Origin of the sequence: Pelagibacterium lacus (assembly GCF_003345525.1) — a bacterium.
In the GTDB taxonomy this organism is placed as follows: domain Bacteria; phylum Pseudomonadota; class Alphaproteobacteria; order Rhizobiales; family Devosiaceae; genus Pelagibacterium; species Pelagibacterium lacus.
Window position 1 is genome coordinate 1 of the sequence record NZ_QQNH01000050.1, and the last position, 6,438, is coordinate 6,438.

A 6,438-nucleotide genomic window follows, 5' to 3' on the forward strand; every position below is an offset into this window, starting at 1 on the left:
CCGGCGCTCGATACCCCCAACATCAAGTGGCCTGGTTTTGCGCCGCCCAATGGCCGACTTTTACCCCGCCGTTGACACCGTAGCGCCCGCATTTCCGATTGCGTGCGCCCGTTCTGACTGCTATAGGCCTTATATATCTGGAATCTTAGATACATGGACAAGAAACTTTCGTTGGCTGCGCTGGCAGCTCTCGGACAGGAAACCCGCCTCGATATCTTCCGCCTCCTGGTCAAGGCCGGGGCGGAGGGCGTGCCTGCGGGAGAAATCGCATCGAGGCTCGGCGCAGTCCAGAACACCATTTCGGCGCATCTGAAGATCCTTCATCACGCGGGCCTGGTTCGTACGGAGCGGGAGGGCCGTATCGTGCGCTACGTCGCCGACATGATGGGGTTCCGTGACCTGCTGGCCTACCTCATGGAAGACTGCTGCAGCGGCTCCCCGGAGATGTGCCGTCCCGTAATCGATGCCATCACCTGCGAGTGCTAGGAGAAGCTTTCCGATGAGCGATCAACCATTCAACGCGCTGTTCCTGTGCACGGGCAACTCGGCGCGATCCATCCTTGCCGAGGCCATCCTGAACCGGATCGGGCAGGGGCGCTTCAGGGCGTTTTCGGCAGGCTCCCAGCCCAAGGGCGAAGTGCACCCCTTTGCCGTCCAGCTCCTCCAGAGCCTGAATCATGACACCTCCTTCGCCCGCTCCAAGAGCTGGGATGAGTTCGCGGCGCCTGGCGCGCCAGAGATGCACTTCGTGTTCACCGTCTGCGACAATGCGGCAAACGAGTCCTGTCCGGTGTGGCCGGGGCAGCCCATGACCGCGCACTGGGGAATTCCGGACCCGGCCGCGGCGGAGGGCACCGACGCTGAGAAGCACCTCGCGTTCGCCGAAGCCTACCGGATGCTCAAGAGCCGGATCGACATCTTCACCAGCCTGCCAATGGCATCCCTCGACAGGCTCGCCCTGCAGCGGCGGCTGGAGGAAATCGGCCGGAAGCTGCCGAAGGCGGGATGAACTGACAGGCACACCATGACCGACCATGTACTGAATGCCGCTCCGGCGAGGATCGGCTTCTTCGAGAAATATCTCACTCTGTGGGTGGCGCTCTGCATTGTCGCCGGGATCGCGCTGGGGCACATGCTGCCCGGCCTCTTCAGAGTGATCGCCAGCGCCGAGGTCGCCAAGGTAAACCTTCCGGTCGCCGTGCTGATCTGGCTGATGATCGTGCCGATGCTTTTGCGCGTCGACTTCGCGTCGCTCGCGCAGGTCGGGACATACTGGCGAGGCATCGGGGTCACCCTGTTCATCAACTGGGCGGTGAAGCCGTTCTCGATGGCGCTGCTCGGCTGGCTGTTCATTGGCTGGCTGTTCCGACCGTACCTCCCCGAAGCGCAGATTGATTCCTACATCGCGGGCCTGATCATCCTGGCGGCGGCGCCGTGTACCGCAATGGTGTTCGTCTGGTCGAACCTGACTCGCGGCGAGCCGAACTTCACGCTGTCGCAGGTCGCCTTGAACGACGCGATCATGATCATCGCCTTCGCGCCGATCGTCGGCCTGCTGCTGGGCCTGTCGGCGATCACGGTCCCATGGGACACGCTTCTCCTGTCGGTCGTGCTCTACATCCTGCTGCCGGTCGTCGTGGCCCAGTTCGTCCGCCGGTGGCTGTTGGCTACTGGCGGGCAAGCTTCCCTCGATCGGCTGCTGGCCAGGCTCCAGCCTGTTTCCCTTCTTTCGCTTCTGGCAACGCTCGTGCTCCTGTTCGGCTTCCAGGGCGAGCAAATCATCGCGCAGCCGATGGTGATCGCACTGCTTGCCGTCCCGATCCTGATCCAGGTCTACTTCAACTCCGGCCTCGCCTATCTGCTCAACCGGGTCACGGGAGAGCGCCATTGCGTAGCCGGCCCTTCGGCGCTGATCGGCGCGTCGAATTTCTTTGAGCTGGCTGTCGCGGCAGCGATCGCCCTGTTCGGGCTGAACTCCGGCGCGGCGCTTGCTACCGTCGTCGGCGTGCTGGTCGAGGTGCCCGTGATGCTGTCGGTCGTCTGGATCGTGAACCGCAGCAAGGACTGGTACGAACGGGGCTCCGCCGTCGATCCGACCGCAATCGAGGATCCCGCAGAATGACGATCACGATCTACCACAATCCCGCCTGTGGCACGTCACGCAATACGCTCGCCATGATCCGCCAGTCCGGCGAACAGCCTGAGGTGATTGAGTACCTGAAGACGCCGCCCTCCCGGGGGAAGCTCGTCGAGCTGATCGCGGCGATGGGGATCAGCCCGCGCGAGTTACTGCGCGAGAAGGGCACGCCCTATGCGGAGCTCGAACTCGGCGATCCGAAGTGGACCGACGACCAACTGATGGACTTCATGCTGGCGCACCCGATCCTGATCAACAGGCCGATCGTGGTCGCACCCAAGGGCACGAGGCTGTGCCGTCCTTCCGAGGCGGTCCTGGATATCCTGCCCAGTCCCGATATCGGGCCGTTCACCAAGGACGACGGCGAGATCGTGATCGACGCGTCCGGCAGGCGCGTGCGCTGACGCTGTTTCCATTTTCGAATAAAACGGCCCCGCGTGGCGTGATCTCTGCTTCGACATGGTTCGAGACTAGCCGCAGCGGAGGTCGCGGCCCAACTGGAGTTTTCCTATGTCCGAAGACATAAGCCAGCTGGATACCCTCCCGAACATCGACGGGGATCAGTTTCACCCGATCAACCCGGCCGCGCTGTTCGATGCGCCGCGCGCAACCCATCCACCGCGGATCCTGATGCTCTACGGTTCCTTGCGCGAGCGGTCCTATTCCAGGCTGGCGACGGAAGAGGCGGCGCGAATCCTGCGGAAGCTGGGCGCAGACGTGCGTATCTTCAATCCCTCCGACCTGCCGCTTCCGGACTCCACCTCGGCGGGCCACCCGAAGGTCAAGGAGCTTCGGGATCTGTCGCTCTGGTCAGAAGGGCAGGTCTGGTGTTCGCCGGAGCGTCACGGCTCGATGACGGGAATCATGAAAGCGCAGATCGACTGGCTGCCGCTTTCCCTCGGAGGCGTCCGTCCGACCCAGGGCCGGACGCTTGCCGTCATGCAGGTCTGCGGCGGATCGCAGAGCTTCAACGCAGTCAACCAGCTGCGGGTGCTCGGCCGCTGGATGCGGATGTTCACCATCCCGAACCAGTCTTCGGTCGCCAAGGCCTTCGCCGAGTTCGACGAGTCAGGCTGCATGAAGCCGTCCTCCTACTACAACCGCATCGTCGATGTGATGGAGGAACTCATGAAGTTCACCTTCCTCCTGCGTGACCGCGCTGGCTATCTGACGGACCGCTATTCCGAACGTGTCGAAAGCGCGGAGGAAGTGTCGAAACGCGTGAACCAGCGTTCGATCTGACGAACAGCAGACTGAATTTCGACAATCATCGAAATTGGATTGACCGCCCGCTCCGGCGCTGTCATCATATTTCTATGAAACTCGAAATAGCAGCATCCCAGCTGGAAGCGATCGGTAACCCGACGCGCCTGCAGCTATATCGCGTCCTGGTCCGCGCCGGAGACGAAGGAATGCCAGTCGGCAGCGTCCAGCAGAAGCTGGGGATCGCAGCCTCGACGCTTTCGCACCACCTCAGGAAGCTCGTCGACGCAGGCCTCGTTACCCAGGAGCGGCAGGCGACGACGCTGATCTGCCGGGCGCACTATCCCGCCATGCAGTCCCTGATCGGATACCTCGCCGACGAATGCTGCGCGGATGGGGCATGCCCGCCCGAACCTCGCCGCAACACCGCCTGCGAGCCCGCCCGCTAGACAAGGAAAGCCACATGGACGCGATCCCTGCACCTGACCTTCCCGTGGCTGTCATCGGGGCCGGACCCATCGGCCTGCCCGCCGCCGCCCAGCTCGTGGAGCGTGGCCTCCGCCCGGCCGTGTTCGAGAAGCCCGTAGTTCCAGTTGCCGCCAGCGCCTGTTGCCAGAGCGCCGCGTGACGACCGTTCCGGACGCCGGGGATATGCGCCGCCACAGGTAGCAGTTATCGCCTTGATCGCCGCCATCTATGGCGCTGCCAACGGCATGATCACGATCGTCCGCGGAATCGCGGTTCCCGAGATGGTCTCCCGGGAAGCCTACGGGGCGGTGAACGGATCGCTCGTCGCACCGATGAACGTCATGCAGGCGGCCGCACCGCTTGCCGCCGCGATGATCTGGCAGGCGAGCAGCGGCTACGGCGCGGTGCTTGCCGCGATCTTCATAGGCTCGCTGACGCTCTGTGGCGGGTTCTGGTTCGCCGCTGTTCGAACAACAGGTAATCATTGAAAGGGATCATCGGACTGCTTCCCCCAGAGGAAAATCCTTATGGCGGCTTCACAATAATCCGGTCCAGAAGCTGACGGACCGGAATCCACCCCGACTGCGTCATTTCCCGACATTGATTCCAGTGCAGGTAAACCCCTTACTGCTTTCCTGTATGGGGCGCCAGCGTTGACGAAAATGAGAGCTTCATCTCGCCATTGATGCTCTGATTTGTCGTCCTGTCCTCCGCCACGGTACGCGGCGGCCCTCACCTATTGCCGATGTTGCATGGTTGGGAAAACCCTCATGCTTCGGCCGCTAAAAGCGCCCCTCTCGAAAAAATTCGGCGTTCTGGGAAAAATGCTCACGTCCCCCCGCTGACCGTTGGCATGGCGATTTGCGGATTGTCCTGGCTTAAAGACTATTTGGAAAAGAGGATCAGGCTCATGGGAGGAAAAGAGGTTCTAGAGGTTCTGGGAGAGCCAGGTCCCGAAGTCGGACGCGCTATAAATGCGGCTTGGGCGGCAGAGCGAGCTGGTTCGTTTTCAACGACCGAGGAAGCTCGGGCATGGCTGAAGCGCTATATTGAGAGCAAATAATAACTCCAGCGAGTATGGTCAGCCGTTTTTTGAAGGAAGAATGCTCGCATCAGCGCGAAATTCAGCGTGCCGGTGTTAGGACGAAAGCTGGAGCTCTGGGGATAATGTTCCGCTTGTTTGCCGACCCAGACCGACCACCCTATTGATTGGGCACCCGGCTTTCAGTCCCCACGTGAACGATACACAGATAGCGGGCCGAGCGCGGCGTATTGCTCGAATCCACCCAGAGCAGCGTTCCACAGGCATCACGCTCGTTACTCGGATTGAGTGCCCGAAATACGCTCACTGCGTCGGTCATCGACATAAAGTTTGCAGCTGTCCAATTCTGTACCACCTGAGTAGACGCTGGCGCATCATCAGGCTGAATATTCAGCGGCGCCGTCGCCGTTGACGTGAAACGCCTGGCGACCTCCTGGATCTGTCTGTGCGTAATTTCGAAGGCATGTGCCGAAGACATGTCTGCGAAAACGATTGCGCAAGCGCGGCGCTCGCAGCTCCGTTCGATCGGTGCAGGTAAGGACGAAGCCGTTTCCGGCGGTTGAGCCATCAGATAGATGACAAGTGTCCCCGGGGCGATGGCGGTGCGGCTTGACCACTCCGTTTCCACGTTAGGATGGTCGTAAAAATCCACCAATCCCGGCAACTCGTTTGAGGCACCCTGCTCGCGGAGTTCGGGGAAAATCCGGACGAGCAGACCCGGGGGTTCAGCATAACCAAACACCTGCTGGAGCCATGGCGTGACGGTACATCGTTCTCGATGTCCCGATACATGCCGCCATTCGTCGGCAGAGAATAGCGCGGCGTATAGCTGCATGACAGGATGGATGACATGGCCTGGGTGGGTTCAGGAGATTGCGCACCTGCCGAGACGGAGACGGCTCGCCGAGATCTACGAGGCCATAAAGCGTGTCGCCGTCTGCCTCCAGCTCGGTCCCAAGCAAGACCTCTTCGCCGAGCGGGTTGAAGAGCTTGACCACGGGAATATGGTCGACGTCGCGTTGCCGGCCATTGGCGAGAAGCTGAGCGCGCTGCGCATCGGTCAGGAGGATCATGCCGCCCTCCTGTTCGTCTCGTCCGCGCCGGCATCGCCCTCGTGCGCGTCGCAGCCGGGCAGATGGCCGAGCAGCCAGTCCGCTGCCTTGCTGGCGAGACTGGCGGCCCGCACGATGGCGCGGTTGTCCTCGCGCAGCACCTCGAGCCAGGAGCCGATATAGTCGGCATGGCGCACGGTCGGCGCGATGCCGAGCGAGGCGCAGCAGAACGCCGCGTTCAACTCGGCGACCAGCTCCTCGAAGGCGTATTTCCTGGTGCCGAAGGAACCGGCGAGATCGCGGTCGAGCCGAGAGCGGTGGCCCGTGGCGTGCCCCAGCTCGTGCAGGGCCGTCCGGTGCCAGTTGATCGGCTCGAAATAGGCTTGCGGCGGCGGCACCTGAACATAGTCGTGCGCCGGGACGTAAACGGCGCGGTCGCCGCCGATGCGGAAGTCGATACTGTCAACGGCGGGGTAAAAGTCGGCCATTGGGCGGCGCAAAACCAGGCCACTTGATGTTGGGGGTATCGAGCGCCG

Annotated in this window: 10 protein-coding genes; 7 read left to right on the forward strand and 3 right to left on the reverse strand. The window is 62.2% G+C overall.

The features are described from left to right. Positions 1–153 precede the first annotated feature (153 nt). The 7 genes from DVH29_RS15805 to DVH29_RS15835 all read left to right on the forward strand — a co-directional run bounded on the left by DVH29_RS15805 (position 154) and on the right by DVH29_RS15835 (position 4,296). Complete coding sequence (locus DVH29_RS15805; RefSeq protein WP_114647152.1) at positions 154–486, forward strand: ArsR/SmtB family transcription factor; 333 nt, start codon at positions 154–156, stop codon at positions 484–486. A 13-nt stretch (positions 487–499) separates the two neighbouring features. Beyond that, positions 500–1,009, forward strand: a complete 510-nt coding sequence (locus DVH29_RS15810) for an arsenate reductase ArsC (protein ID WP_114647153.1) — start codon at positions 500–502, stop codon at positions 1,007–1,009. Positions 1,010–1,024: 15 nt separating this feature from the next. Beyond that, positions 1,025–2,122, forward strand: coding sequence for an ACR3 family arsenite efflux transporter (gene arsB / locus DVH29_RS15815; RefSeq protein ID WP_114647154.1), 1,098 nt, complete (start codon positions 1,025–1,027; stop codon positions 2,120–2,122). Continuing rightward, complete coding sequence (arsC, locus tag DVH29_RS15820; protein ID WP_114647155.1) at positions 2,119–2,541, forward strand: arsenate reductase (glutaredoxin); 423 nt, start codon at positions 2,119–2,121, stop codon at positions 2,539–2,541. Before arsB ends, arsC begins: the two co-directional genes overlap by 4 nt. 106 nt (positions 2,542–2,647) lie before the next feature. Continuing rightward, positions 2,648–3,379, forward strand: a complete 732-nt coding sequence (gene arsH, locus DVH29_RS15825; protein WP_114647156.1) for an arsenical resistance protein ArsH — start codon at positions 2,648–2,650, stop codon at positions 3,377–3,379. A 74-nt stretch (positions 3,380–3,453) separates the two neighbouring features. Further along, a complete protein-coding gene (locus tag DVH29_RS15830) occupies positions 3,454–3,789 on the forward strand; it encodes an ArsR/SmtB family transcription factor (protein ID WP_114647157.1) in 336 nt (111 codons plus the stop codon). 231 nt (positions 3,790–4,020) lie between these two features. Next, complete coding sequence (locus DVH29_RS15835; RefSeq protein WP_199562616.1) at positions 4,021–4,296, forward strand: hypothetical protein; 276 nt, start codon at positions 4,021–4,023, stop codon at positions 4,294–4,296. A 714-nt stretch (positions 4,297–5,010) separates the two neighbouring features. On the opposite strand, the gene DVH29_RS16310 is transcribed toward DVH29_RS15835, so the two are convergent. The 3 genes from DVH29_RS16310 to DVH29_RS15845 all read right to left on the reverse strand — a co-directional run. Next, positions 5,011–5,592 (reverse strand): hypothetical protein, encoded by a 582-nt coding sequence (locus tag DVH29_RS16310; RefSeq protein WP_147276146.1) that lies wholly within the window; start codon positions 5,590–5,592, stop codon positions 5,011–5,013. Next, positions 5,576–5,923: a DUF2958 domain-containing protein gene (locus DVH29_RS15840; protein ID WP_114647158.1), complete on the reverse strand. Its 348-nt coding sequence runs from the start codon at positions 5,921–5,923 to the stop codon at positions 5,576–5,578. The genes DVH29_RS16310 and DVH29_RS15840 overlap by 17 nt, the downstream gene beginning before the upstream one ends. Next, the coding region (locus tag DVH29_RS15845) for an ArdC family protein (protein WP_245945055.1) at positions 5,920–6,438 on the reverse strand (519 nt) is incomplete at its 5' end. The genes DVH29_RS15840 and DVH29_RS15845, both read right to left, overlap by 4 nt.

What these genes read in the sequence shown, in the direction of transcription:
- DVH29_RS15840 (WP_114647158.1), bottom strand. Translation starts at nt 5,923, where the DNA reads ATGATCCTCCTGACCGATGCGCAGCGCGCTCAGCTTCTCGCCAATGGC.
- arsC (WP_114647155.1), top strand. Translation starts at nt 2,119, where the DNA reads ATGACGATCACGATCTACCACAATCCCGCCTGTGGCACGTCACGCAAT.
- DVH29_RS15810 (WP_114647153.1), top strand. Translation starts at nt 500, where the DNA reads ATGAGCGATCAACCATTCAACGCGCTGTTCCTGTGCACGGGCAACTCG.
- DVH29_RS15805 (WP_114647152.1), top strand. Translation starts at nt 154, where the DNA reads ATGGACAAGAAACTTTCGTTGGCTGCGCTGGCAGCTCTCGGACAGGAA.
- arsH (WP_114647156.1), top strand. Translation starts at nt 2,648, where the DNA reads ATGTCCGAAGACATAAGCCAGCTGGATACCCTCCCGAACATCGACGGG.
- arsB (WP_114647154.1), top strand. Translation starts at nt 1,025, where the DNA reads ATGACCGACCATGTACTGAATGCCGCTCCGGCGAGGATCGGCTTCTTC.
- DVH29_RS15830 (WP_114647157.1), top strand. Translation starts at nt 3,454, where the DNA reads ATGAAACTCGAAATAGCAGCATCCCAGCTGGAAGCGATCGGTAACCCG.